The following is a 23608-nucleotide window of genomic DNA, read 5'->3' as shown; positions in this document are numbered from 1 at the left end:
GCTACCGTGGTGGCGAACGCCAGTTCGACCGACCGTCAACCGGGACGCGACGGCTACCCTCGGACGACCGCCTGCAAGATGTCGATAGCGACAAGATTCAATGTCGTACACGTCCGTATTCAGTCAGGAGTACGATGGCATTCCAGTGGACCCCGTATCACCCCCTCCTCCTCGTGTCCGTCGCCCTCTCGGGCGTCGTCGCGGTTCTCGCCTGGGGACGACGGGAACAGCCCGGTAGCACGCCACTCACCGTCTTCGCCCTCGCGGTCGGCTGCTGGTCCGTCGCGCAGTTCCTGAGCCTCGCATCGTCGACCGTCGGCGGGATGCTGTTCTGGTCGTCCGTCGAGGTCGTCTGTTCGACGGTCGTCGCCGCCTCCTGGGCACTGGTCGCGCTGGAGTACAGTGGCCGCGACTCACTGGTGAACCGGCGGACGCTCCCGTTGTTCGCGGTCGAGCCCGCACTGGTCGTGGCCTCGCTACTGTTCGCACCACGGACGGTGTTCCAGCAGTTCGGCCGGGAGCAGGTGGTGGGAGGGTACTTCCTCCCCGACGAGGTACTCGGCCCGGTGTTGCTGGCTCACTTCGTCTATTCGTTCACCCTCGTCCTCGTCACTGCCGGTCTCGTCGTCCTCTCGGGGATTCGAGAGCGGGACCTTACCTGGCAGGCGGTCGTCGTCGGGCTCGCCGTCGTCCCGCTTCTCGTCGCGAATCTGGCGTGGGTCCTCGACCTGACGCCACAGGGCATGAACCCGACCAATCTGGCGTTCGTCGTTTCCGCCGTGCTGTTACTGGTCGGCATCGACCGACATCGGGTGCTCGAAGTGATGCCCGCAGTCAGGACGGTAGCGAGGCGACAGCTCTTCGTCGACCTACCTGACGCAGTGGTCGCGGTGAACACGACGGGGGCGGTCGTCGACCTGAACACCGCCGCCGAGAACGTGTTCCAGGTCGACCGAGACGTCGTCGTCGGTTCACAGTTCGACGCGACTTTCCCCGAACTCGCGGGTGATTCAGTGTCCGAACTCGTTCGCACAGTGGACGGGCAGCAGCGCTATTTCGACGTCCGTTCGGCAACTCTCGGAACGGCTACCGACCCGAGAGGACAGCTGGTGACGCTCAGGGACGTTACCGACCGCCGTCAGACAGAGGAGTGGTATCGGACCCTCCTCGAGCGAGCACTCGACATCATAACCGTCATCGACGAGAGCGGCACGATAACGTACGCGAGTCCCTCGGTCGAGCCGGTCCTCGGCTACGACGCGACCGAGCTCGTCGGCGAGCAGGCGTTCGAGTACATCCATCCGTCGGACCGGGACGACGTGCAATCGGTGGTCGCGAACGCCCTCGACGAGCCTGACACGGAAGACGGCGCAGAGTTCCGCTTCCGGGACGCGAACGGGAACTGGCGGTGGCTGGAAGCGCGTGGCCGGAACCTCCTGGACGACCCGCTGGTCGAGGGTTTCGTCGTCGACTCGCGCGAGATAACCGACCGCAAACAGCGCCAGCAACTGGTCGACGTTATGCGGCGCCTCCTGCGCCACAACCTCCGGAACGACATGACCCTCGTCGAAGGCTACGCCGAGGAGATAGCGACGAATACGACGTCTGCGACCCATCGCCAGTACGCCGAGACCATCGCCGACCTCGCAGAGACGACCGTCGACCGTAGCGACACGCTCAACCGGATAATCGACGACGTGGACGCGACCGATCACAGCCTGGTCGATTTCAGTACCGTGGTCCAGCACGGGGTTGACCACCTCCGGACCGTCCACCCGGACGTGGACATCGACCTGACCATAGAGCAGCCGCTCTTCGTCAGAGGTGGCCCGTCCCTCCGGCTCGTCGTCGAGGAGCTCGTCCAGAACGCAGCCGAGCACGGGACCGAGACGGACGAATCCGATACCTCGACGCCCGACGGAGTCCCCGATGCCGGCGGAACGGCTGCGGTCACCGTTCGGTTGTACAGCGACGGGCGCGATGCCGTCCTCACCGTCGCGGACGATGGGCCCGGTATCCCTCGAGCAGAGCTGGAACCGCTCCTGCTCCAGAACGAAACCCCACTCGAACACACCAGCGGGCTCGGCCTCTGGGTCGCCAGCTGGGTCGTTCACCGGTTCGAGGGGACTATCGAGTTCGAGAACGACGACGGGACCACGGTCGTCGTCAGACTGCCGGCAAAGCGGCGGGACGTCTCGCAGAACGACAGCGACGACTCGCAGAACGACAGCGGTTAGTCGCACGCGTGGCTAGACGGTAGCGATGAGTCTCGAACGCGACGTGGCACTCGACCGGGTCGAAGAGATCCTCGACGCCGTCGAGTCCGACCCGATGCCGGTTCCGGTCCGGGAGGTGTGGGTGTACGGCGACGTGGCTCTCGGTCTCGACCCCGTCGACCGGCTCGACGTATACCTCACGAAGGACATCCTGCTCGGCGGCGACGCCTCTCGGGCCGGAGAGTTCGAGGAGTCACACGGCGTCAAGGGCGTCGGCCAGACCGTCCGAACCGAGTGGGCCGACGAGTTCCCCGAGCACATCCGCGCGAACGCGAACGGGCACGCCGCACCGGAGAAGTGTCTCGCGGCGCACCTGTTGGACGACGACGAACCCGTCCACCTCGAGGTGTGCAACGCCAGTTTCGAGGACAACGTCACCCAGCGCCTCGCGGGTGCGAAGCGACGCGAGGACTGGACGACGCTGCTCGACCCACGGGGCGTGTGCCTGTGGGTCGACGGCCAGCGGAGCGACGAAGCACTGCGCAAGCTCCGGGAGTCGGAGCTGGCGCTCCCGACGCTCTCCCGGGCGCTCGGGATGCTCGGCCTGGACGAGGAACAGGCCGAGGAAGCGGCACAGGAGCTCCACGCGTGGCGGAAGGAACAGGACGGTGCGACGGTCCGCGGCGACGTAGTGTAGAAACGCGCTTAGAGGATGGCGAACAGGCGACGCGGCTCCGCCCGCGAGGCGTCGCGTCGCGCGACCGCTGCCCGCCTCGCGGTATTGTTCAAGTGATGCCGGGACTGGCCGCGTCCTCGTACGTGAACCCTCGGGTCCGGAGGGTCCGTCACGTCCGACGGGTGAACGAAACGCTCTAGGCGACGATGTTCGCTCCCCGTTCGTGCCTGGAGGTTCTTCGCTACGCTCAGAACCTCCCTACTGCTCGCGGCTACACCGCTCGCTTTTCCGAGGTTCTCACTCGCTTCGCTCGCTCCGAACCTCGCTACTCCTCGAACCAGAACGTCCCGTTTCGCTGGATGGCCTCGCCATCGACCTCGATGAACGAGTCCTCGCTCATGTCGACGAGCATGTCCATATGGACGGCCGAGTCGTTGAACTCGTTCTCCTCGCCGACGGTTCCTTCTATCGCGCGGCCGAGCGCGAGGTGGACGGTATCGCCCATCTTCTCGTCGAACAGCATGTTGTACGTGAACCGGTCGATGTCGCGATTCATTCCGATGCCCAGTTCGCCGATTCGCCTTGCGCCATCGTCGGTGCAGAGGAAGGACGCGAGGACGTCCTCGTTCTTCTCGGCTTCGTACTCGACGACCTCGCCGCCCTCGAACACCAGTCGGACGCCGGTGACCTCGCGGCCCTGGGCCATCAGCGGCATGTCGAACAGCACCTCCCCCTCGACGGAATCGGGAACCGGTGCGGTGAACACCTCACCGCCGGGCATGTTGTGCTCGCCGTAATCGTTCGTCGTCAGGTTACCGCGAATCGACATGGTGAGGTCGGTCGTCTCGCCGGAGACGATGCGGACCTGGTCTGCTTCGTCGAGCCGGTCGACCACCTGTTGCTGGTGCTCGCGCTGTGCGTTCCAGTCCCTGTTGATGGCCCCGTAGACGAAGTCCTCGTACGCGGGTGTGGACATTTCCGCCTTCTGCGCGTCGCCGGATGCGGGAAACTGCGTTCCGACCCACCGCTTCGTCAACATCGCATCCTGTATCGGTTTGTTGAGTTTCGCGAGCGCCACGTTCTTCTCCGGCGGCACGTCACCCGTCTCGTTCGCGTTCGCATTCGCCCGTATCGCGATGACGACGTCGGTCTTCTCCATGAGCGCCTGAACGTGTTCCGGTAGCTCGAGCGTCTCCGGGTCGACGGCGAGTACGTACTCGCGGCTCGCGAGCGCGTCCTGGGTGAGTTGAACCGGTCTGGCACCGACCTCGCCGAGTTTCCGATAGACCGCCCTGACGAGGTCACGTGCTTCGGCCGGGGCGGCCACGACGACCATATCACCCGGCTGAACGTCCGTCGAGTGCTCGACGAGAATCTCAGCGTGTGTCTCGATTCGTGAGTCCATGCTGGACCGACGCGGTCGGGAGGATTAATGATTTGCAGAACGACATTTCTGCCGGAGTTCTGATAGTGCGACCGGTGGACACGGCCGAGAAGCACAGGTCTGACAGTCCATCTCTGTCCTCGAACTCGTCCACCACCACGGTGGCGTTTCGGGTCAGCTACACGGTGTGCAGAGCATAAGCCGTCTCGAACGCGCTCAGTCTATCGCATCGACTCCAGGTCGTAGCTCACGTCGGCCTGAATCCAGGCCTGGAACTCGCCATTCTGATAGATGACGGTCTCGTCATCCGAGATATCGAACGCGCCGAACAGCGTCTCGTCCGTCTCGTCCGCATCGGTTCTGGCGTCGACTGACATACGACAGGCTACGAACTACGAATCGTTCATTCGAGGCCCTATTCTGTTCGGGTCCCCCGCAGAAGCCGGTGAGACGTGCCGGAAATGGCCTATACAGCGCCAACGGTGACAAAGAATGGAACCGTCTCGGTCCGTCTGTAGACCCCGTCTTGCATCTGGTCGACGACGTCGCGCCCCATCGCTCGCCACTCCTCACGGAGCTTGTCGTACGCGTCGTCGGAGAGGCTGCGGCGGAGTTCCGCCTCGTCGCTCGCCAGACCCGAACCGTTGGCCTTCCGTGCTGCTGCCTCTAACGCCGTTTGCGAGTACGGTGGTTCGACCGTTCGAGTGTGGTCGTACCGGCGGGTCGAGACGTCGGTGAGGTCCGCTTCCGCGAACAGGTCGGCGGCGGCCGCCCCGAGCCCGACGTCCGTGGAGACGCCCTCGAGGTAGGCCGACCGTGCTCGCCTCGAGAGGGGAGACTCCTGTTCGACCGTCGAATCGACGGTCACGAGACCGTTGTCCGGTTCGACCGCGGCGACAGCCTCGCTGGCGACGCGGCGGAACTCGGCGACCGCTGCCGCCGGGTCCGGGAGGTTGATGAGCAACGCCTGACAGACCACGAGGTCGAAGCTGTCGTCCGGGAACGGGAGCCGTGTCGCATCGCCTGTCACGACGGGGGCTACGTCACGGGCGTGTGCCAGGAGACCCGCGTCGGCATCGACACCGACGACCTGGCCGTCGCACTCGTCGGAGAGGACGGCGGTGAGTTCCCCGGTGCCGCAGCCGACGTCCAGCACACGCTCGCGGGTCGGAAGCTCGAGCCCGGAGAGGGCATCACGCGAGTCGGCCCACATCCCCGCTCGCGTCTTCTCGAGATAGTCGGCGTCGAATCTGCGCACGGGCGAGATTGGGGAGCGGGCGGGAAAAACGAGTCGGAACGGAGAGCGTCGGAGCGAGCGGGAGAGCCGGACCTTCAGTGCTGGACGTTCGCCACGATCGCGGTCAACGCCAGACCGCCCGCCACGATACCGACCGAGGTGACCGAATCGGGTGGTGACCCGTCTAGTAGGGCGAACGGTTGCGGAGCGGGGGAGGAGACGCTCGGGAGCGTGTCGTCCGCCGTGCCGTAGTCACCGTGTACGTGGCTGGGCGAGGACTGGCTGGTCGTGTCTGCGCCGCCGAGAGAGGTCCCCGTCGCCGTCGCCGCACTGGCCGTCGGCAGGTGCGAGATGCCCGCCGCCGCAGCCAACAGAAGAACCGCGATGACGATGAGAACGGTTCGGAACGATAGCATACTCACCACTCTCACCCCCACCAATATACCACCTCCCCTGGCTAAAAAATCGATTTTAGTCGGCGGTTCTGACTTTCACTATTCCCGCAATTCCTTGACGCGCTCGATGTTCCAGGCGAATCCCTTGCCGTCCTCTGTGGGTGTTTCGAGTACCAGCGGAACGTCCCGGATCATCTCGTGGTTGATGAACGCGCGCATCCCGTCCTCGCCGATGAGCCCCTCGCCGATGAGCGCGTGCTCGTCCTTGTTCGTCCCGCACTCGTGTTTCGAGTCGTTGAGGTGGACACAGCGGAGGTGCTCGATGCCGACCACGTCGTCGAACTCCTGCATCGTCTCGTCGACGGCCGCCGGGGTCGAGAGGTCGTAACCCGCCGCGAACACGTGAGCGGTGTCGAGACAGACGTCGAGATCCTGGTCACACCGGTCGAGCACGTCGGCGAGGTGCTGGAAGTCGCCGCCCAGTTTCGTTCCGGAGCCGGCGTCGGATTCGATGAGTACCGTGACGCCGTCCGGGATGTCGAGTTCGTCGAGGGCGCTCGCCGCGTTGTCGAGGCCCTGGTCGACGCCCGCTCCGGTGTGTGCGCCGAGGTGGACGTTCACGTACGGGATGCCGAGTCTGGCCGCCGCGTCGACCTCCTTCTGCATGGAGGCGATGGACTTCTCGCGCAGGTCCTCCTTCGGCGTGCAGAGGTTGACGAGGTACGACGAGTGGATGACCCACGGACCGACGTCGTTCTCGTCGGAGAGTTCACGGAACTTCTCGACGTCCTCCTCCGCGATGTCGGGGTCCTTCCAGACGCGTGGCGACGTGGTGAATATCTGCCCGCAGTTGCCGCCGTCTTCGAGCTGGCGGTTCACCGCCTTGTGTACCCCACTCGCGATGGATTCGTGTGCACCGACTCTGAGCATACACGAGGGGTAGGCAGGGGGGCGGAAAGGCGTATCGAAGCACCGCCGGGACGGCGAGAGAGCGCTTTCCGCGGCCGTGGGCGGTGCAGCGGCTGGTGCCGAGAACGGTCGAGTTGACGCAGGGCGAGGCAGTCGCTCGCGGGTGCGGTGGAGGTGGAGCGTGGCGAGGAGGTGGAACGTGGTACGGAGCCGGGGGTCGCTCCGCCACGCCGCTTCGAACCGTAGTGCGTGTCCGGCGCGGGACGGGGGAGCCCACGCGGGAGGGGTGGAATTCGGGGGTGGAACCAGTGGGCTGTTCGGGGCTGGAACCGATGGGACGGTCGGGACGACGGAGGGTCCGCGATCTCGTGCGGGGACCGGTGTCGTCAGTCGGGGCCGCCCACGTCGGGCTCCGCGACAGCATCGTCCAGTCCATCTTCGCGAGCTTCCTGGAAGAACTCCTCGTCCTCCTCGGTCGCGGGGTCACGGCCGACGCTGTCTTCCTGGGTCTCGGTGACCGTCGTCTGACCGGTGACCTTCTCGAACAGTGCTGCCGCGTCGGTGGATTCTGCCTTCGACATACTTCTGCCAATCGGTGCCATGGTGATGACACTAGACCCTACTCAGGTTGGGTCCTCACGATCCCCAACCCACGTAGGTGAGCGGTACTTCCGCTCCGCCAGATCCGCCGCATCGGCGAGTTCGCCGTCGGTCCACGCGCCCTCCTCGGCGTCGGCCCAGTCGGCGAGCGACGACTCGAGCGCATCGACCGCCTCACCCCGGTCTATCCCCGATTGCTCGTGGATACTGGTCACCCGGTCGGTGAAATCATCCGGGTCGGCGTCGCCGGCGAAGACCCCGCAGTGTCGCTCGGGCGCGAGGTCGAACGAGAGCGACCCGTGCTGGATGACGGCCTCGCGCTGGCGGTACTGAGCGTTGCCCGAGATCTTCTGCCCCCCGGCCATGACGTCGTGTGCGGGGTGGATGTCACGTAGGTAGCACGCCGGTTTGTGGATGACCGGGTAGGTCTGGTCGGCGAAGTCGGCGTCGACGCCCATCCGGGAGAACGCCTCCAGGACGGGGCCACAGAGCAGGTCGTAACACTCCATCAGGTCGCCCGGCAGCTCGTCCGCGGGCGCGACGATTGAGTAGGAGATGTCGGCGTGGTGGTCGTGATAGATACCGCCGCCGCCGGTCTGTCGCCTGGTCACGTCGATGCCTTCGCGCTCGCAGAACTCCCAGTCGACGCTCTCGCGCGCCTGTCCGTAGCCCATCGAGAGGCAGCTCGGTTCCCACTGGTACACCCGCAGGGTCCGGATTCCCTCCTCGGTGGCCGACTTCGCGGCGATCTCGTCGAGCGCCATGTTCATCGGCCCGTCCCGCGATTCTTCCCGGATGAGTCGCCACTCCCTCGCTGCGACCTCTGTCATGGCCTGGGCTTGGCAGCCCCGGACCATGGTGGTTCCGGCACGTGTCGGTGGTCGCACACGGCCGGCCGGACACAGGCCACTGGCGATAGAGGTATGCCCTCACCGGAACGACGCGCATCCATGCGACTGTCCGTCTTCGGCGGCTCGTTCGACGTCGACGAGTCGCTGCTCGGTGCCGCGCCCGAAGTCGTCGAACACCAGGTCGGAGAGTACGAACGGGGCGAGCGCGAGACGTTCGACCTGGACGTGAACTTCCCCGAGGACTTCACCGGCCGCGTGATGCGCGCGATGTGCGACATCCCACGCGGCGAGACCCGGACCTACGGCCAGGTCGCCGACGTACTCGACTCCAGCCCCGTCGCCGTCGGACAGGCCTGCGGACGGAACCCGGTCCCGGTCGTCGTCCCCTGTCACCGAGTCGTCGGGACGGACTGGCTCGGCGGCTTCTCCGGCCAGCGCGAGGGCGACCGCGTCGACCTGAAGCGACGACTGCTGGAGCACGAGGGCGCCATCGAGAGCAGACAGTCGACGCTCGCGGACGATTTCTGAGCCAAAAAGGGGGTTCCTACCGTTTCCGCACCGAGAGCTCTCTGGCAGCGGCCTCGACCACGGCCACGTCGTAGCCGCCGATGGCCTCGCCGCCGACGGGGAAGGACGCATCCTCGGGCGCGTCGATTGCCACCTCGTCGGGGCCGAAGTTCGTCACCCACGTGTAGCCGTCGCGCTCGGCGACCCGGACCGATTCCGGGAGCCGGCCGGTTCGCGCGACGCCGGCCGCGTCGAGGACGTCCGTCACGACCGCGTCCGCGAGCGCGTCGCCCGGCCAGCAGCCGCAGTAGGTGACCGACCCGTCGCCGCGATTCGTCTGTGCGATGGCGGACTGACCGGCTGCGGCGCCGGTGGTGAACTCGCCGAGGGATTCAGCCCGCTCGGGGGCCAGCCACTCGGCCCACGTCCGGTAGTCGTAGGCGTCACCCTCGTACCGGAGTTCGGTCGGTATCCGGTCGGGCAGGCTCTCGTGCTGGTCGACCGTGAGGCCGGCGAGGTCGGCCAGCGGCCCGGGTGCGAGCTCGTCGTGGAGCTGGTTGTACGGGTCCTTCAGCCCCGTTCGCGCGCCGAACAGCAGGTGGCCCCCGGACTCGACGAAGCTCGCGAGGTGGCTCGCCAGCTCGTCGTCGGCGAGATGGAGCGCGGGCGCGACCACGGCCTCGTACCCGGAGAGGTCCGTCATCGGATGCACCACGTCGGCCTGGACACCGTGGCGACGGACCGCCGCGTAGTACGTCCGGAGGTGCGACCAGTAGTCCCAGTCCGGGCTGTGGGGCTGTATCTCGGTCGCCCAGAGGTTCTCGTAGTCGTGGAGGACGGCCACGGGGGCGTCGACCGGGTCGAGGTCGAACAGCTCCTCTCCGGCCTGCGCGGCGTCGTGGTAGCCACGGTCGGGCGAGCCGTCGGCCTTCCGGAGGCCGGCGTGGTACTGCTCCTGTCCCTCGCGGCAGCGCCGCCATCGAAAGTAACAGACCGCGTCGGCCCCGTGAGCGACCGCGTGGTGCGCCCAGAGGCGCATCGCCCCCTCACCTGGCTGGGGTGCGTGCGGGGGCCAGTTCACGTCGCCGGGCTGCTGTTCGAGCACCCAGAACGGTGCTTGCTTCGCCCCGCGGTAGATGTCGTGGTTCATGCTCACCTCGTCCGGGTCGCCGGCGCGGAGTTCCGCGGCCGAGGCGTCGCCGGGGCGGCGGTCCTGGACGAATCCGGTCGGGTAGGAGTCCCAGCCGAGGAAGTCGAGGTCGGGCGCGAGCGAGTAGGCGTCGAGGCTCGCGAAGTCGCCCATAAAGTTGTGCGTGACGAACCAGTCGTCGTTCGCCTCGCGAATCATGTCCGCGTGCAGGCGGTTGTAGTTGACGACGCTGTCGTTCGCGAACCGGTAGTAGTCGAGCAGCCGCGAGGGGTGCGCCTCGGCCGGGGTCGGCCGCGGCGGGTCGACGGCCGCGAACGAGGCGTACTGCTGGCTCCAGAAGGTGTTACCCCACGCCTCGTTCAGAACCTCGACACTCTCGTACTTCTCGCGCAGCCAGTCGCGGAAGGCTTCGGCACAGTCGTCGCAGTAACACCGGACCGTCTCGTGACAGCCGAACTCGTTGTCGGTCTGCCAGCCCGCGACGGCTGGATGGTCCGCGTATCGTTCCGTGAACTCCCGGACGATGCGCTCCGTCTCCTCTCGGTAGACGGGTGAGTTGAAGCAGGTGAACCGGCGACTGCCCCACTCGCGGATCGTGCTGTCCGGGTCGGCCTGCAGTATCTCGGGCTGCTCGTCGACCAGCCACTTCGGCGGGGTCGCCGTCGGCGTGCAGAGCACGGCCTCCATACCGTACTCGCCGACGAGGTCGACCGCCTCGTCCAGCCACTCGAAGTCGAACTCGCCGCGTTCGGGCTCGACCCGTCCCCACGAGAACTCCGCCATGCGGACGTACTCGAGGCCGGCGTCGGCCATCTGTGCCACGTCGGTCTCCCAGTCGTCGGGCGACCAGTGTTCGGGGAAGTAACAGACTCCTATCGTCATCTCGGTGTATCGGAGGTGAACCGCAGGTCGTTCGCACCCGGCGTGAGCGTCACTCGCGCCAGGCCGTCGTTCGCTGTACCGAGGCCGTCGTTCGCTGTACCGAGGCCGTCGTTCGCTGTACCGGAGTCGTCGGACTCCGTACCGAGTACGCGGTCGTCGTCGCCCGGCGAGCAGCCATCGAGCCGCCACGCACCGGGAGTGGCGACGACCGCCTCTTGGGGCGTGTCGGCCGCCAGTTCGACGGTCAGGCAGGCTTGCCCGTCCCACTTGACCGCGGCCACCTGCGAGGTCAGTCCCGCGAGGTGTTCGGTCCCGAGCAGGTGCGGCCGGTCTCGGGCAGGCGCGACCTGTACCAGCAGACAGCCGTGTACCGGGACCTCGCGCTCGACCACGTCGGCGTGCACCGACTCGTCGAAGACGTCCCAGCTCACTGCCTCGTCGAAACCGTAGCTCGCGGGGTCGACTCGGAGAGTCCGCGGTTCGTCGTCCCAGTTGAACACCGCGACCGCGAGGCCGCCGTCTGCGGCTCGCTCTGCGACGACCCGGGTCGGGAACGCCTCCTCGCCGACGCCCTCGACCCGGCCGGTCTCGACCGGTGGCAGGGTTCGCTCGACGAGGTTTCGGCCCGCGTCTTCTATCTCGGCGACGCGGTCGCTGATGACGTTCGAGCCGCCGAGCAGGGCGACCACGGCGGCGAAGGACCGCTGCTCTGCGAGCGTGAGGTCGGTCGTCTCGCGGACCAGCTGGCAGTCGGGGTCGTTCAGCCACCAGGTTCGGTGGGTCCACTGCCGATTGAGCACGTTCCGGATGGCGTTCTCGTGGGCCGGCTGGCTCGCCGGCGAGGCCTCCCAGTGCGGGGCCGTGTCGGGGCCCACCCGCATCGCGTCGACCAGCCCGACGCTCGGCCCCTGCGGGGCGCCGCAGCCGAGCAGGAACGTTTCGTCGCCGACCGCCTCCCGGATGGTCTCCATCCCGCGTCGGTACGCCTCGGCCCGGGTGACGTCTGCGTACCGGTCACCCGCCAGCGCCGCCGCGTAGAGGAAGTCCAGTTTCAGGTAGTCGAAGCCCCAGTCGTCGACGATGGTCGCGAACGTCTCGCGGAGCCAGTCCTCGACCCCGGGGTGGGTCGTGTCCAGCGCGTACATCGCGCCGTGGCGGTCGCCGGCGTCGACCGGCTCGCCGTCCCGCGTGATGAGCCAGTCTGGATGTTCGCGGGCCACGTCCGAGTCCGCCTCGACGTAGAACGGCGCGAGCCAGAGGCCGGGTCGATAGCCCGACGCCCGCACGTCTTCGACCACCCCGGACAGGTCTTCGAACCCGTCCGCGAGGGTCAGCCAGTCGCCGAAGGCGGTCTGGTACCCGTCGTCTAGCTGGACGAGCGAGAGGGGAACGTCCCAGTCGTCGAGTGCGGCGACGTTCTCTCGGACATCGTCGGCAGTCACCCCGGTGAAGTAGTGGTACCACGAGCACCAGCCGGTGGGAACCTCGTCCGGAACGCGGGCGCCCATCCGGGCGGCGGTCGCCTCGGCGATGCACCCGAGCGCGGTCGGCAGGTCACGGGTGGCGTCGATCCGCAGTGTCGGAAGTTCGATTCGGTCACCGGCTTCGACGGTCACCCCGTCGCCGGGACAGACCGCAGCGAGGCCGGCGACGCCGCTTTCGCCCCGGTCCACGTCGAACCGCGTGACGAATCGCGAGTGGTCGAGGAAGCCGAGCGTGAGTGCATCCCCGTCGCCGTCGACGAGCCCCGTCACGTAGTTCGAGGTGTCCTCTGGCGCGGCCGGGTCGAGCATCTGTGGACGCGCCGCGCCCGTCTCGCGGGGGAACGACTCCCCGACGGGGAGCGTGGCGGTGGGCGTCCACGACTGGTAGCCGTGGCGGTAGACGCTGGCATCACGGCCGAAACACGTCACGCTGGTATCGTCGAGAACCGTGAGGTCGTCGAGTTCGACCGAGTCGACGTCCGCGGGGACCGTGGCCGAGACGTCAACGTCGACGAACCCGTCACCGGTGTCGAGTGCGACGGTCGTCTCCCAGCCGTCCGCGTGGGTCACGAGAGCCCTGTCGCTGGCCGACGCGTCCGTGGGGGTCGCCTCTGTCGTGTGTACGGTCGCCTCGTCGGCCCACGGAAGGGTCACGTCGCCGACCGATAACGAGAGCCGTCCCGTGAGGAGCGTCTCCTCCCCCCGTGCGACGGTCAGCGTCTGCGATTCGTGATCGTACCGAACCGTCGTCGTACCGGCGGATGCGCGGATATCGCCCGTCATCGTCGGTCTCGCGTCTGTCCGTCACGCCGGGCCCGATAGTCCGGGAGCGTGTCGTCCTGCATCACCTGCGAGCGGCCGCCGTCCACGAGGAGAGAGGCACCGGTGACGAACCCGGCGTCCTCGCTCGCGAGGAACGAGACGACCCCGGCGACGTCCTCGGGCCGTCCGATTCGTCCGACCGGGTGGATGGACTCGATGTGCTCGCGGTAGTCGGGATCCATCTCCTCGGTCGTCCGGTCGATGGCGACCCAGCCCGGATTGACCGTGTTCACGCGCACGTGCGGGCCGAAGTCGAGCGCCATCGCCCGGGTCATTCCGTCGATGCCGGCCTTGACGGCGTTGTACGGAAACATCTCGGGCATCGTCAGGCGAGCGTGGTTCGAGGAGACGTTGACGATGGCTCCCTCGTCCATCACCCGGAAGGCGTGTTTCGCACAGAGCCAGTACGACCGGAAGTCGGTCTCCAGCACGAACTCCCAGTCGTCCATCGTGGCCTCGTCTGCGCTCGTGTTCGTCTCGACGCCGGCGTTGTTGACGAGCACGTCGAGTCCACCGAACGCGTCCACGGTCGCCTCGACGAGCGCCGCGATGTCGTCCGGGTCGCGCATGTCGGCCTTGACGAATACCGCGTCGCCGCCGGTCTCGCCACTCTCAGCCTCGATGTCGGCGACGACCGCCTCGCCGGCCTCGACCGTGCGGCCGGTGACGACGACCTGCGCACCCTCGCGGGCGAACCGCCTGGCGATGCCCTCACCGATACCGCGGGTGGAGCCGGTGACGAGGACGACCGAATCCTCGAACCGGCCGGGGACTGCCGTCATCTTACCACTCCGCGACGCTCCCGTCGTCGTGGCGCCAGACGGGGTTGTGCCAGTTCACGTCGCCGGCCTTGGCGCGGACGTGCTGTTCGTCTATCTCGATACCGAGCCCCGGGCCGTCCGGCAGGTCGACGTAGCCCTCGTGGTACTCGAAGACCGACGGGTCGGCGAGGTAGTCGAGTACGTCGCTGCCCTCGTTGTAGTGGATGTCGAGGCTCTGCTCCTGGATGAGCGTGTTCGGCGCGCAGGCGTCGACCTGGATGCAGGAGGCGAGTGCGATGGGACCGAGCGGGCAGTGCGGCGCCATCGCCACGTCGTACGCCTCGGCCATGTCCGCTATCTTCTTCACCTCGGTGATGCCGCCGGCGTGGCTCACGTCGGGCTGGACCACGTCGACCGCTCCCGACTCGAAGACCTCCTTGAAGTCCCACCGGGAGAACATCCGTTCTCCCGTCGCGATGGGCGTCGTGGTGTGATGGGCAATCTCCGGCAGGGCGTCGTTGTGTTCGGGCAGGACCGGCTCCTCGACGAAGAAGGGGTCGTACGGTTCGAGCGCCTTGGCGAGCCGTTTGGCCATCGACTTCGAGACGCGGCCGTGGAAGTCGACGCCGATGTCGACCTCGTCCCCGACGGCCTCACGGACCGCCCGGATGCGAGCAACGGCGTCCTCGACCGCCTTCGGGTTGTCGACCCGGCGCATCTCGGCCGTCGCGTTCATCTTCAGCGCGGTGAAGCCCTCGTCGACCTTCTCGGCCGCTGCCTCCGCGACCCCCTCTGGCCGGTCGCCGCCAACCCACTGGTAGACGCGAACCCGGTCCCGGGCTTTGCCGCCGAGCAGTTCGTAGACGGGTGCGCCGAAGCGCTTTCCCTTGATGTCCCAGAGCGCCTGGTCGATGCCGGCGATGGCGGACATGAGGACCGGGCCGCCGCGGTAGAAACCGCCGCGGTACATCGTCTGCCAGTGGTCCTCGATGGGATTCGGGTCCTTGCCGAGCAGGTACGTGTCGAGCAGCTCCTCGACGGCCGCCCGGACGGTGTGGGCGCGACCCTCGACGACCGGTTCGCCCCAGCCGACGGTACCGTCGCTCGTCTCCAGCCGGAGGAACAGCCAGCGTGGCGGTACCTCGTACAGCTCGTAGTCGACGATGCGCATCTACCGACCACCCTCGCGGAGGTCCGCTACTTCGACGTCCGTCGCCTCGGTCTTCGTCTTGAGCGCGTCTCCATCCGACGGGTCGAACAGATAGAGGGAGGCCTCGTCGAAGCCCAGCGTGACCGTGTCGCCCGGGTCCGGGCGGAGTTCGCTCGCGATACGTGCCGTCAGCTCTTCGTCTGCCAGTGTCATGTAGAGGAAGTTCTCGTTACCCATCGGTTCGACGACCGTCACCTCGGCCTCGTTGCCCGAGCCCTCCGTCAGGTGGAGGTCTTCGGGACGGATGCCGACGCGAACCTGGTCGTAGCCGTCGACCCAGGAGTCGTCGTCCAGTTCGTACTCGAAGCCGCCGGGGCCGGAGAGCGTCGAACCCGATACGTCGGCGGTGAACAGGTTGATGCTCGGCGAGCCGATGAAGTCCGCGACGAACTCGTTCGTCGGGTCGCGGTAGACCTCCTCGGCCGTCCCGACCTGCTGGAGGACGCCGTCGTTCATCACGGCGATACGGTCGCCCATCGCCATCGCCTCCGTCTGGTCGTGAGTGACGTAGACAGTCGTGACGCCGAGGTCGTGTTGCAGCTCCTGCAGCTCGGTGCGCATCTCGGCTCGCAGTTTGGCGTCCAGGTTGGAAAGCGGTTCGTCCATGAGGAACACCTCCGGCTCGCGGACGATGGCTCGGCCCAGCGCGACGCGCTGTTGTTGCCCGCCGGAGAGCTCCTTGGGCTTCTTGTGGAGCAGGTCGTCGATTCCGAGCATCTCGGCGACGGCGTCGACCCGCTGCCGTATCTCGGCCGAGGACTGGCTCGACGAGAGCTTCAGCCCGAAGCCGATGTTCTGCCGGACGTTCATGTGTGGGTACAGCGCGTAGTTCTGGAACACCATCGCGACGTCCCGGTCGCGAGCGCGACTGTCGCTGACTTCGTCGTCGTCGAAGTAGATGTTACCGCTGGTGACGTCTTCGAGCCCCGCGACGCACCGGAGCGTGGTCGTCTTGCCGCAGCCGGACGGGCCGACGAGGACCAGGAACTCACCGTCTCTGATAGTGAGGTCGACGCCCTCGACGGCCACGATGGTGCCTTCGTCGTCGTCTTCGAACTCCTTCCGTAACGTGTCGATGTCTATCGTTGCCATTGTATCACTCTTTGACCGAACCCGCGAGGATGCCGCTCACGAAGTACTTCTGCAGGAACAGGAACAGCAGGAATATGGGGATGATGGAGAGTCCTGCCGCGACCATTATCTGGTCGTAGTAGACCCGCTGTGCGCCGACGAGGTCGCTGATCGCCACCGGGATGGTGTACTTGTCCTGTCCGAGGATGACCAGCGGGAACAGGAACAGGTTCCACTGGAAAAGGAACAGGACGATGGCCAGTGCCGCCAGCGACGACTTCATCGTCGGGAGGGCGATGCGGTAGAACAGCTGGAACTCGGTGGCGCCGTCCATCCGTGCCGACTCGAGCAGTGCGTCTGGAATCGAGCGCATGTTCTGGCGCATCAGGAAGATGCCGAGCGGGTTGGCCGCCCACGGCAGGACGATGGCCCAGTAGGTGTTCGTCATGCCGACCTGCGACATCAGCAGGAACAGCGGGATGACGAGCAGCTGGATGGGCAGAACGAGCGTGGCGAGGATGGTGTAGAAGATCGGCTCCTTGTACTTGAACTCGTACTTCGCGAACGCGAAGCCGGCCATCGAGCAGAGCAGCAGCGACAGCAGCGTGTAGACCACGCCGATGAAGATGCTGTTCCCGATGGCGCCGAGGAATCCGAGTTCGAACCCGTCGAAGCCGGGTATCAGCGTCACGCTGACCGGAACGCCTCCGACCGCGAACGAGAGGACGAACGGTTTCACCTTCAGGAACCGGATGCCGCTCGCCCGTTCCTGGAGCGCCTGGAAGTTGGAGAGGAACTCCGTCCCGGGCATGAGACTCGGTGCACTCCCCGCCGCGAGGAACGCTTCCTCGTGTAGCGTCGAGGCGACGACGATCCAGTACAGCGGGACCACCGTCACCAGCACCGCCGCCAGCAGGAACAGGTAGGTCGCGAGCTTCCACGCGAACTCGCGTCGTGCGGCCTGCTCAGGCATCGGTCTCACCTCCTGCCTTTATCTGGAGCACGGAGAGGAGGCTCACCACGGCGATGAGCACCCAGGTCAGCGCGCTGGCGTAGCCCAGCTGGAACTGCTTGAACGCCATCTGGTAGATGTACTGGACGATGGTCCGGGTCGCCTCCGCCGAGGCCCCGGCCTGGCTCACGATGAGCGGCTCGGAGAACAGCTTGAACGTCCCGATGGTCGAGGTGACGACCACGAACAGCAGGACCGGCTTCAGCTGTGGGAGGGTGACGTACCAGAACTTCTCGAGGCGGTTCGCACCGTCTATCTCGGCCGCCTCGTACAGCTGCCGCGGGACGTTCTGCAGTCCCGCGAGCAGGATTATCATGTTGTAGCCGGTCCAGCGCCAGGTGACCGCGCCGACGATGGTCATCCGCGACCAGAAGTCGTCGCTGAACCAGGGAATCGGCCCGATTCCGACCATCCCGAGCGCGTAGTTCACGAGACCGTGTTCTTGCATCAACAGGACGAACACCGTCGCGTACGCGACGAGGTTCGCCGACACCGGAAGGGCGAGCGTCGTCCGGAACAACCCTCGTGCCTTCACGAACGAGGCGTCGAGCGCGAGCGCGAGGCCGAGCGCGACGACGATCATCAGCGGGACCTGCACGACCAGGATGAACACCGTGTTGTACATCGCCTGATGGAACTGGGTATCGCCGAGCAGTCGCTCGTAGTTCGCCAGGCCCACGAATCGCAGGTCCGCTATAGCGTGCAAGGTGAAGTCGGTGAAGCCGAGGTGGAACGTCAGCAACGCGCCGCCGCCGACGCCCTGGAACTCGAAGAACGACAGGTACAGCGTGTACGCGATGGGGAACGCGAGGAACACGCCGAACAGGACGAAGAAGGGCAGCAGGAAGAAGTACGGCACGCCCGGCAGCTTCGGGAACGCCGCCGTGAGCTGCTGTCGCCGTCGCCGGAAGGCGTCGACGGCACGCTCACGGGGAGATGCCTGCCGCTCGTCAGTTTGTATCTCGAATGACATTATAGGGAGGATGCCTCAGGCGAGGTCTCGCCCGGTCCTGTCTGCGACCTGTTTCGCGGCCTTCGAGACGGCCTTCTCGGGACTCACCTTCCCGGCGATCATGTCGCTGAAGTTCGAGTTGATGGCCTTCGTGACCTCCGGCGTATCGACCGTGTACCGGTACGACGGGATGTTCGGTGCGACCTCCGCGAACAGTCGACCCGCACGCTGGCCGCCGAGGAACTCGTTCTTCGTGTCGAACTCGTCCGACTCGTAGGCGGGCTTGTACGCCGGGAAGATGCCGTACTCCTTGTACATCTTTATCTGCATCTCCTTCGACGCCAGCGTGTACTGCATGTAGTCCCACGCCCGGCGGGCTTTCGCATCGGAGACCTGGTCGGCGATGACGAGGTTCGAGCCGCCCCAGTTGGTCGCGCGACTGCCGCCCTTCTCGTACGCCGGCGGTTTCATCACGCGCCACTTACCCGAGGTACTCGGGAGTTCGGCCTTCAGGGTTCCCTCCATCCAGGCGCCCCCGTTCAGCGAGGCGATGGTCCCCTTCTTGAACGCGGAGAACCACGCGCTCGACCAGGACGCCTTGCTGTCGGCGATGCCGGCGTCGTGGATGGCCTTGATATTCTGGGCGACGCGGACGCTCGTGTCGTCGTCGAACGCGACCTTGCCGTCCTCGGTGAACGGCTGACCGCCGAGCTGCCGGTACTGCATCCGCCAGAGGCCGTCGTAGTCGTTCGACGGGAGATTGATAAGGTACCGGTCGTCGGGTAGCTTCTTCCCCTCCTCGATGAACTGGTCCCACGTCTCGACCGACGAGAGGTCGACGTCGTGCTCCGAGAGCACGTCCTCCCGGTAGAAGGTGCCGACCGGACCGATGTCCCACGGCAGGGCGTACGTGCCACCGTCCTTGGTGAGGGGACCCCACTTCCCGGAGACGAACTTCGACTTGACCGAGTCGTCGAGCCAGCCGGAGACGTCGCGCAGGCCGCCGGTATCGATCCAGGCGGCGGCGTCGACGCTCTCCATCATCGCGACGGCCGGAGCGCCGGAGCCCGCGAGCAGCTTCGACTTGTACTTGTCTTTCATGTCGGAGCGGCCGATCTGGGAGATGGTGACGTCGCCCCCGTGCTCCTTCTCGTAGGACTCGTCGGTGAGGTCGAGGGACTTCGCCGCGACGTCCCAGCCCCACACGTCGATGCTGTCGGCCATCTTCCCGGACGGCCCACTCGCGGTGCCGTCGGTCGAGCTGCCACCACCACCACCGCCGTCGTTTCCACCGCTGCTCGTCTCGCCGTCGCCGCCCACGCTCACGCACCCGGCGAGGGCGAAGAGGCCGGCAGCACCTGCTCCTGCGAGGACGCTTCGTCTGTCGAGATGTGGCTGTTTCTGACTCATGCGGACCACTGTCACACGCCATGAAAAATGAATACTTAATACTTTTGTTGAGAATGTAGGAATCTGTTGAAGTCCGCCCCTTCTTGCGTTTTTCACCAGATATTCTGTGCATTATTCTCCAATTATACAAAAATCAGATAATTACACTCGTTCACTGTCGGTGAACGGAAGGTGTCCTGTGAATTACCCCGATTTGCGGTTCAGTAGGCGGTAGCATGCCTCTGAGTGCATCTCCTCCGAACCTCACGTCGCCAACCCACATCATCTATCACGAAATATCGTTCAGCGTCGCCAAACACTATTAAGAGGGAGTGGATACGTCACCCCATGGAGTATCCCGTTGGGGCGACACACACGACGTTCCGCATCGTCGACGAGCTGTCGTCGGGGGAACCGATGGGCGTAACCGAACTGGCGGAGCGGCTCTCACTCTCGAAGGGGTCGGTCCACAACCACTGTAAGACGCTCGAACGGCTGGGCTACGCCATCCGTGAAGACGGCGCGTACAGGCTCGGCCTCCGGTTTCTCGAGCTCGGGACCGGGATACGGTCCCACGACGAACTCTATCGGGTCGCCCGTACCGAAGTCCAGCGGCTGGCTGACGCGAGCGGCGAAACCGCGAGCCTCGTCGTCGAGGAGGGTGGCGACGCGGTCTACGCATACTGCGTCGGCGCGGACGTCGACGACGATCTTCGTGACGGCTACAGAGCACCACTACACGTCTGTGCGGGTGGAAAAGCGATTCTCGCCAACAGGCCGATCGCCGAGTGGTCTACGCTTCTCGACGACGACCTCGAAGCCCGGACCGATCGCACGATAACCGACCGTGACGAACTCGCCGCCCAGTTGCGGTCCGCTCGGGACCAACGCCTCGTGTTCGACCGCGGAGAGCACCATCCCGACAGACGGGGCGTCGCCGCGCCGATACTGACGAAAGACGATTCCGTCATCGGTGCTCTGAGCGTCTCCGGCCCCGTCGACCGGATGAGCGGGAAACGGCTCGACGAGGACATGCCCGGTCTCGTCATCAGCGGTGCGAACGCCGTCACGGTCGACTTCGTCTCGTCCTGACCCGGGTCGTTCACCGTGGGTGAACAGATGTCTACGAGCCGGTAAACGGCTCCCTGAGGAGTATACCGCTAGATGACGGGTCCCGCTACGACCCGGCTCTCGACGATTTTGTTCACCATCACTGAACGCAACGGCGCGTCCGCCCCGCGAATCCTCATCTATCGATTCTGACATGTCCACGGCCACTCGGCGGAACCGGTATCGCCGCTCTCACCATGCGAGGCTCTGCGACTACTGTCGTCCGCTCCGTCGGTTGCTCATCGACGATGCGACGGGAGTCGCCGCGACACCAGATTCTGTATAGTGATATACGATTCACCACGGCTGCCCCGGCCCGACGCGGGGCGCTTTTACGGGTCGGCCGGCTACGTTGGCCCATATGGTGCAGAACGTCGCCCCCCTGATGGCCGAGCTCGAGCCGGAGGACTTCTATCTGCTCTCGGGCGTCGAGCAGGGGATGCGCTTCTCGGAGTGGGTGCAGCGAGAGCGGATTCCGAAGTTCTCGCGGCTCACCATCGAGAACGTCGACTACCGCATCGACCGCTGTCTCGACCGCGACCTCATCCAGCGAAAGACCATCCAGTACGTCGGCTACAAGCTCACGCCCGAGGGGTACGATGCCCTCGCGTTGCACACCTTCGCAGAGCGCGACACCATCCAGGGCTTCGGCTCCTCGCTCGGCGTCGGCAAGGAGTCCGACGTCTACGAGGTCCAGTCGTACAAGCCGATGGCGCTGAAGTACCACCGGGAGGGTTACACGAACTTCCGCGAGGTCATGCGCGAGCGCGACTACACCAGCGACCGAGACCACGTCTCGTGGCTCTACACCGCGCGCAAGGCCGCCGAGCGAGAGTACGAGCGGCTCGAAGGGCTGTACCCCCAGGTCTCGGTCCCCAGACCCGTCGACCACAACCGCCACGCCATAGTGATGGAGAAGATGGCCGGCGTCGAGCTCTCGCGCGCGAAGCTCCCCGACGAACAGGTCGTCGGCGTGCTCGACCTCGTCGTCAGGGAGATGAGCACCGCGTATCACGAGGGGTACGTCCACGCGGACATGAGCGAGTACAACGTGTTCGTCGCCGAGTCAGGCATCACCATCTTCGACTGGCCACAGGCGGTCCCGACCGATCACGATAACGCCGAGGAGTTCCTCGAACGGGACCTGAACAACATCGTGGGCTTCTTCCGCCGGAAGTACCCGCAGCAGGTTCCCTCGGTCGACGTGTCGTCCGTCGCGGAGGCGATCGTCGACGCCGAGTTCGAGAGCGTTCGGGACCACGCCGAGTGAACCAGGGCACGTTCGGTTCGAACCGCCAGCTTAGACCCGGTTTTCCTGCCATCTGACAGCCGAGACCGCCAGCGACCGCATCGGACCGATAAGCCCCCGGCCCATTGATAAACTGTATGGTGCGATAGTAAATCCGGTTTCGCTCGAACATCGACGCCGCTCCCATGTGCCGGGAACAGGGTTCCGGTTCCGCCGACGGAGTTCCGGCCACGTCGAGTGCGGACGCGTACGAACCCTACCGAGGAACCCGGTGACATCAGCAGCGAGGGGCACCCCCGTCCCTCTTGGCTGGACAGTGGTCCGGCGAACGTCCATGATTCGCGCCGATAATACACCCGTCGGCAAAAATTACTGGAGTATGAAAAGTTATTAGCCGATTTGTGTCCTCATCGTTCGACATGGAACACGGGGACGCTCCCAGGCGGTTCGAGACGCTCGCGGTCACGCACGGCGAGGAAGCCACTCCCGGCGAGCCACAGGTCGGTGACGTGGTCTCGCCCATCCACCTCGCCTCGACGTTCGCGCTTCCGGGGCTCGACACCGAGATGAGCCTCGAGGACGTCGACCCATCCCGGGGCGAGTTCGTCTACTCGCGACTATCGAACCCGACGCGTCACGCCCTCGAGGAGCGACTGGCCGCTCTCGAAGGCGGCGAGCACGCGATGGCGTTCTCCTCGGGGACGGCCGCCATCGCCTCGGTCGTCATGTCGGTGGTACGGCCGGGCGACCACGTCGTCGCGTTCGACGACCTCTACGCCGGCACGCGCCGGATGCTGGAGGACCTTTTCGAGTCGCGGATGGACGTCGACGTGAGCTTCGTCGACGCGACGGACACGGACACCGTCGCGGACGCGATGCGCGAGGAGACGACGCTGGTCTGGATGGAGACGCCGACGAATCCCCGGATGAAGATGTGCGACATCGCCGCCATCGCCGAGATCGCCGACGAGTACGGCGCCGTGTTCGGGGTCGACAACACCTTCATGAGTCCGTACTTCCAGAATCCCCTGGACTTGGGGGCGGACGTCGTCGCACACAGCACCACGAAGTACCTCAACGGCCACTCCGACTCCGTCGGTGGGGCGGTCGTCCTGAACGACGAGGCACTCGCCGACCAGCTCACGTTCGTCCAGCAGATCGGACTCGGCGATATGCTGTCGCCGTTCGACAGCTACCTCCTCCTCCGCGGCATCAAGACGCTCCCCCTCCGGATGCGCGAACACGAGGCGAACGCGATGGTCATCGCGGAGTTCCTCGAATCACACGAGCTCGTCGAGCGCGTGTTCTACCCCGGCCTGGAGAGTCACCCGCAACACGACCTGGCGACCGACCAGATGCACGGCTACGGTGGCGTCCTGAGCTTCGAACTCGCCGGCGACATCGAGGACGCGAAGGCGTTCCTCGAGGCACTCGAGCACTTCACACTCGCCGTCTCGCTCGGCGGCGTCGAGTCGCTCATCGAACTGCCGGCGGCGATGACCCACGAGCCGCTCCCCCGCGAGGAGCGCGAGGCGATCGGTATCACGGACACGCTCGTCCGGGTGTCGGTCGGCATCGAACACGTCGACGACCTCGTCGGCGACCTCGAACGCGGCTTCGCCGTGCTCGCCGACCGGCTCGCGGTCCCGAGCCAGTAACGAGGCCATTCCTGTTGGATCTGGGACCAGATATAAGCGGGGTCCTCGGAACCGAAATTTCAAGCCATCACGCACCAATAATA

21 protein-coding genes are annotated in these 23608 nt (G+C 65.9%); 6 read left to right on the top strand and 15 right to left on the bottom strand.

Features of this window, described 5'->3' with window-relative positions; all coding sequences use genetic code 11:
- The first annotated feature begins 134 nt into the window (after window positions 1-134).
- Both ACSC1Y_RS11545 and ACSC1Y_RS11540 read left to right on the top strand, forming a co-directional pair.
- Complete coding sequence (locus tag ACSC1Y_RS11545; RefSeq protein ID WP_435334997.1) at window positions 135-2237, top strand: histidine kinase N-terminal 7TM domain-containing protein; 2103 nt, start codon at window positions 135-137, stop codon at window positions 2235-2237.
- A 25-nt stretch (window positions 2238-2262) separates the two neighbouring features.
- Entirely contained in the window at window positions 2263-2913 is a 651-nt protein-coding gene (locus tag ACSC1Y_RS11540; protein ID WP_435334996.1) for a DUF7095 family protein, read from the top strand.
- A gap of 304 nt (window positions 2914-3217) precedes the next feature.
- Here ACSC1Y_RS11540 and ACSC1Y_RS11535 read toward each other — a convergent pair whose 3' ends face one another.
- The 7 genes from ACSC1Y_RS11535 to ACSC1Y_RS11505 all read right to left on the bottom strand — a co-directional run bounded on the left by ACSC1Y_RS11535 (window position 3218) and on the right by ACSC1Y_RS11505 (window position 8247).
- The gene (locus ACSC1Y_RS11535; RefSeq protein ID WP_435334995.1) at window positions 3218-4297 is read right to left on the bottom strand and encodes an aminopeptidase; all 1080 of its coding nucleotides are present in this window, start codon (window positions 4295-4297) and stop codon (window positions 3218-3220) included.
- 200 nt (window positions 4298-4497) lie between these two features.
- Window positions 4498-4653 (bottom strand): hypothetical protein, encoded by a 156-nt coding sequence (locus ACSC1Y_RS11530; protein ID WP_435334994.1) that lies wholly within the window; start codon window positions 4651-4653, stop codon window positions 4498-4500.
- An 89-nt stretch (window positions 4654-4742) separates the two neighbouring features.
- Window positions 4743-5534, bottom strand: a complete 792-nt coding sequence (locus ACSC1Y_RS11525; RefSeq protein ID WP_435334993.1) for a class I SAM-dependent methyltransferase — start codon at window positions 5532-5534, stop codon at window positions 4743-4745.
- 74 nt (window positions 5535-5608) lie between these two features.
- The gene (locus ACSC1Y_RS11520; protein WP_435334992.1) at window positions 5609-5929 is read right to left on the bottom strand and encodes a hypothetical protein; all 321 of its coding nucleotides are present in this window, start codon (window positions 5927-5929) and stop codon (window positions 5609-5611) included.
- A 78-nt stretch (window positions 5930-6007) separates the two neighbouring features.
- The gene (locus tag ACSC1Y_RS11515) at window positions 6008-6838 is read right to left on the bottom strand and encodes a deoxyribonuclease IV (protein WP_435334991.1); all 831 of its coding nucleotides are present in this window, start codon (window positions 6836-6838) and stop codon (window positions 6008-6010) included.
- A gap of 365 nt (window positions 6839-7203) precedes the next feature.
- The gene (locus tag ACSC1Y_RS11510) at window positions 7204-7398 is read right to left on the bottom strand and encodes a hypothetical protein (RefSeq protein ID WP_435334990.1); all 195 of its coding nucleotides are present in this window, start codon (window positions 7396-7398) and stop codon (window positions 7204-7206) included.
- A gap of 42 nt (window positions 7399-7440) precedes the next feature.
- A complete protein-coding gene (locus tag ACSC1Y_RS11505) occupies window positions 7441-8247 on the bottom strand; it encodes a lipoate--protein ligase family protein (RefSeq protein WP_435334989.1) in 807 nt (268 codons plus the stop codon).
- A 120-nt stretch (window positions 8248-8367) separates the two neighbouring features.
- Between ACSC1Y_RS11505 and ACSC1Y_RS11500 the strand changes: the two genes are divergently transcribed.
- Window positions 8368-8796 (top strand): methylated-DNA--[protein]-cysteine S-methyltransferase, encoded by a 429-nt coding sequence (locus ACSC1Y_RS11500; protein ID WP_435334988.1) that lies wholly within the window; start codon window positions 8368-8370, stop codon window positions 8794-8796.
- A 16-nt stretch (window positions 8797-8812) separates the two neighbouring features.
- Here ACSC1Y_RS11500 and ACSC1Y_RS11495 read toward each other — a convergent pair whose 3' ends face one another.
- From ACSC1Y_RS11495 to ACSC1Y_RS11460, 8 genes are read right to left on the bottom strand one after another with little or no spacing between them, the layout of a single operon-like run.
- Window positions 8813-10807, bottom strand: a complete 1995-nt coding sequence (locus ACSC1Y_RS11495) for a beta-galactosidase (protein WP_435334987.1) — start codon at window positions 10805-10807, stop codon at window positions 8813-8815.
- Complete coding sequence (locus ACSC1Y_RS11490) at window positions 10804-13074, bottom strand: alpha-galactosidase (RefSeq protein ID WP_435334986.1); 2271 nt, start codon at window positions 13072-13074, stop codon at window positions 10804-10806. The genes ACSC1Y_RS11495 and ACSC1Y_RS11490 overlap by 4 nt, the downstream gene beginning before the upstream one ends.
- On the bottom strand, window positions 13071-13895 hold the full coding sequence (locus ACSC1Y_RS11485) for an SDR family NAD(P)-dependent oxidoreductase (RefSeq protein ID WP_435334985.1): 825 nt from the start codon (window positions 13893-13895) through the stop codon (window positions 13071-13073). The genes ACSC1Y_RS11490 and ACSC1Y_RS11485 overlap by 4 nt, the downstream gene beginning before the upstream one ends.
- 1 nt (window position 13896) lies before the next feature.
- Window positions 13897-15045, bottom strand: coding sequence for a galactonate dehydratase (dgoD, locus tag ACSC1Y_RS11480; protein ID WP_435334984.1), 1149 nt, complete (start codon window positions 15043-15045; stop codon window positions 13897-13899).
- Window positions 15046-16176 (bottom strand): ABC transporter ATP-binding protein, encoded by a 1131-nt coding sequence (locus ACSC1Y_RS11475; protein WP_435334983.1) that lies wholly within the window; start codon window positions 16174-16176, stop codon window positions 15046-15048.
- Window positions 16177-16180: 4 nt separating this feature from the next.
- Window positions 16181-17128, bottom strand: coding sequence for a carbohydrate ABC transporter permease (locus ACSC1Y_RS11470; protein WP_435334982.1), 948 nt, complete (start codon window positions 17126-17128; stop codon window positions 16181-16183).
- Window positions 17121-18140 carry a carbohydrate ABC transporter permease gene (locus ACSC1Y_RS11465; RefSeq protein WP_435334981.1) on the bottom strand — a complete coding sequence of 340 codons (1020 nt, stop codon included), beginning with the start codon at window positions 18138-18140 and terminating at the stop codon, window positions 17121-17123. The genes ACSC1Y_RS11470 and ACSC1Y_RS11465 overlap by 8 nt, the downstream gene beginning before the upstream one ends.
- A 15-nt stretch (window positions 18141-18155) precedes the next feature.
- Window positions 18156-19529, bottom strand: a complete 1374-nt coding sequence (locus tag ACSC1Y_RS11460) for an ABC transporter substrate-binding protein (protein ID WP_435334980.1) — start codon at window positions 19527-19529, stop codon at window positions 18156-18158.
- Window positions 19530-19856: 327 nt separating this feature from the next.
- Here ACSC1Y_RS11460 and ACSC1Y_RS11455 point away from each other — a divergent pair, with 327 nt between their 5' ends.
- The 3 genes from ACSC1Y_RS11455 (at window position 19857) to ACSC1Y_RS11445 (ending at window position 23525) form a co-directional block, all read left to right on the top strand.
- A complete protein-coding gene (locus ACSC1Y_RS11455; protein ID WP_435334979.1) occupies window positions 19857-20600 on the top strand; it encodes an IclR family transcriptional regulator in 744 nt (247 codons plus the stop codon).
- A gap of 379 nt (window positions 20601-20979) precedes the next feature.
- The gene (locus ACSC1Y_RS11450; RefSeq protein ID WP_435334978.1) at window positions 20980-21888 is read left to right on the top strand and encodes a serine/threonine-protein kinase RIO2; all 909 of its coding nucleotides are present in this window, start codon (window positions 20980-20982) and stop codon (window positions 21886-21888) included.
- Window positions 21889-22286: 398 nt separating this feature from the next.
- Entirely contained in the window at window positions 22287-23525 is a 1239-nt protein-coding gene (locus ACSC1Y_RS11445; protein ID WP_435334977.1) for a trans-sulfuration enzyme family protein, read from the top strand.
- Window positions 23526-23608 lie beyond the last annotated feature (83 nt).

Origin of the sequence: Haloarchaeobius lipolyticus, assembly GCF_051208015.1 — an archaeon.
GTDB lineage: Archaea > Halobacteriota > Halobacteria > Halobacteriales > Natrialbaceae > Haloarchaeobius.
The sequence above is the reverse complement of the archived record's forward strand: the minus strand, read 5'-3'. Positions and strand labels throughout refer to the sequence as shown.

Bases quoted from the DNA above. Each gene is read 5' to 3' on its own strand.
- ACSC1Y_RS11545 (WP_435334997.1), top strand. From the start codon at position 135: ATGGCATTCCAGTGGACCCCGTATCACCCCCTCCTCCTCGTGTCCGTC.
- ACSC1Y_RS11540 (WP_435334996.1), top strand. From the start codon at position 2,263: ATGAGTCTCGAACGCGACGTGGCACTCGACCGGGTCGAAGAGATCCTC.
- ACSC1Y_RS11535 (WP_435334995.1), bottom strand. From the start codon at position 4,297: ATGGACTCACGAATCGAGACACACGCTGAGATTCTCGTCGAGCACTCG.
- ACSC1Y_RS11530 (WP_435334994.1), bottom strand. From the start codon at position 4,653: ATGTCAGTCGACGCCAGAACCGATGCGGACGAGACGGACGAGACGCTG.
- ACSC1Y_RS11520 (WP_435334992.1), bottom strand. From the start codon at position 5,929: ATGCTATCGTTCCGAACCGTTCTCATCGTCATCGCGGTTCTTCTGTTG.
- ACSC1Y_RS11515 (WP_435334991.1), bottom strand. From the start codon at position 6,838: ATGCTCAGAGTCGGTGCACACGAATCCATCGCGAGTGGGGTACACAAG.
- ACSC1Y_RS11510 (WP_435334990.1), bottom strand. From the start codon at position 7,398: ATGTCGAAGGCAGAATCCACCGACGCGGCAGCACTGTTCGAGAAGGTC.
- ACSC1Y_RS11505 (WP_435334989.1), bottom strand. From the start codon at position 8,247: ATGACAGAGGTCGCAGCGAGGGAGTGGCGACTCATCCGGGAAGAATCG.
- ACSC1Y_RS11500 (WP_435334988.1), top strand. From the start codon at position 8,368: ATGCGACTGTCCGTCTTCGGCGGCTCGTTCGACGTCGACGAGTCGCTG.
- ACSC1Y_RS11495 (WP_435334987.1), bottom strand. From the start codon at position 10,807: ATGACGATAGGAGTCTGTTACTTCCCCGAACACTGGTCGCCCGACGAC.
- ACSC1Y_RS11490 (WP_435334986.1), bottom strand. From the start codon at position 13,074: ATGACGGGCGATATCCGCGCATCCGCCGGTACGACGACGGTTCGGTAC.
- ACSC1Y_RS11485 (WP_435334985.1), bottom strand. From the start codon at position 13,895: ATGACGGCAGTCCCCGGCCGGTTCGAGGATTCGGTCGTCCTCGTCACC.
- dgoD (WP_435334984.1), bottom strand. From the start codon at position 15,045: ATGCGCATCGTCGACTACGAGCTGTACGAGGTACCGCCACGCTGGCTG.
- ACSC1Y_RS11475 (WP_435334983.1), bottom strand. From the start codon at position 16,176: ATGGCAACGATAGACATCGACACGTTACGGAAGGAGTTCGAAGACGAC.
- ACSC1Y_RS11470 (WP_435334982.1), bottom strand. From the start codon at position 17,128: ATGCCTGAGCAGGCCGCACGACGCGAGTTCGCGTGGAAGCTCGCGACC.
- ACSC1Y_RS11465 (WP_435334981.1), bottom strand. From the start codon at position 18,140: ATGTCATTCGAGATACAAACTGACGAGCGGCAGGCATCTCCCCGTGAG.
- ACSC1Y_RS11460 (WP_435334980.1), bottom strand. From the start codon at position 19,529: ATGAGTCAGAAACAGCCACATCTCGACAGACGAAGCGTCCTCGCAGGA.
- ACSC1Y_RS11455 (WP_435334979.1), top strand. From the start codon at position 19,857: ATGGAGTATCCCGTTGGGGCGACACACACGACGTTCCGCATCGTCGAC.
- ACSC1Y_RS11450 (WP_435334978.1), top strand. From the start codon at position 20,980: ATGGTGCAGAACGTCGCCCCCCTGATGGCCGAGCTCGAGCCGGAGGAC.
- ACSC1Y_RS11445 (WP_435334977.1), top strand. From the start codon at position 22,287: ATGGAACACGGGGACGCTCCCAGGCGGTTCGAGACGCTCGCGGTCACG.